This window comes from Bacillus sp. B2-WWTP-C-10-Post-4 (assembly GCF_009183805.1).
In the GTDB taxonomy this organism is placed as follows: domain Bacteria; phylum Bacillota; class Bacilli; order Bacillales; family Bacillaceae_G; genus Bacillus_A; species Bacillus_A cereus.
In genome coordinates, this window is record NZ_WEII01000267.1 from 1 (window position 1) to 874 (window position 874).

The following is an 874-nucleotide window of genomic DNA, read 5'->3' on the forward strand; positions in this document are numbered from 1 at the left end:
TTATTATTCATCTGTATAATATTTAAAACTCACACTTAATAACATAATTCCTAAAATATATATTGCAGAACTTGCAAGATATATTAAAATAGTTGGTTTTTTAATCATTACGTCACTTACTATATTCAATGCATAAAATATTGGAAATGTCTTTGTGAATATTGTAGGGAATAATCCATATGTTACGCTAAAGAAAATCCAAATAACTGACAAGGATGCTGCTAGAATTCCCTTTTTTATAATTAAATGAAAAAGCAATTGAGAATATGGTATTGCTAAAGATAAAATGGTACAAAGTAACAACATTTTTAAAAAATACAGTATAGATATTTCATAACCATTTATAAAAGTATAGATACCCATAACCGAAAAATTTAAAATATTAAAGATCAAATAGAACAGTATAAACAATATATTTTTAGCTACCAATAACTTGAATTTTGAGATGGGTTTTGTATAAATAATAGCCCAAGTACCATATTTATTTTCAGAAGAAATGATAAAATACCACATACAAGCAGAAAAAATGCTTAATGTTAGTGTATTAAAGTTTACTGTAATTGCTATAAGATTTGTAGATTGAAACATGTCAGGATTATTCTTGTTAAAAATAAAATAACTTATACACAAAAAGCTTGATAATAATGAAAAAAACAAAGAAAATAATAATAATTTTCTCCCACCAATTTTCCTTATCTCACTATTTACACTTTTAAAGATAAATTGCATTATTATAGTAACTCCTTTTGTTTAGTTAAAGATAAAAATACTTCCTCTAATGTTGGCTTTTTAGGGCTAACTTCAAAAATATCTATATCATTTTTAATTAATATTCTTGTTAAACTAGGAACACTATCTTGATTTATTATTATTT

Annotated in this window: 1 protein-coding gene and 1 pseudogene; both read right to left on the minus strand. The window is 23.5% G+C overall.

Features of this window, described 5'->3' with window-relative positions; genetic code table 11:
- Window positions 1-3: 3 nt before the first annotated feature.
- The gene (locus GBN78_RS29830) at window positions 4-729 is read right to left on the minus strand and encodes an ABC transporter permease (protein WP_152128042.1); all 726 of its coding nucleotides are present in this window, start codon (window positions 727-729) and stop codon (window positions 4-6) included.
- Between the two features lie 2 nt (window positions 730-731).
- Window positions 732-874, minus strand: a pseudogene (locus GBN78_RS29835) (ABC transporter ATP-binding protein); the annotation flags it as partial.

What these genes read in the sequence shown, in the direction of transcription:
- GBN78_RS29830 (WP_152128042.1), bottom strand. Translation starts at nt 729, where the DNA reads ATGCAATTTATCTTTAAAAGTGTAAATAGTGAGATAAGGAAAATTGGT.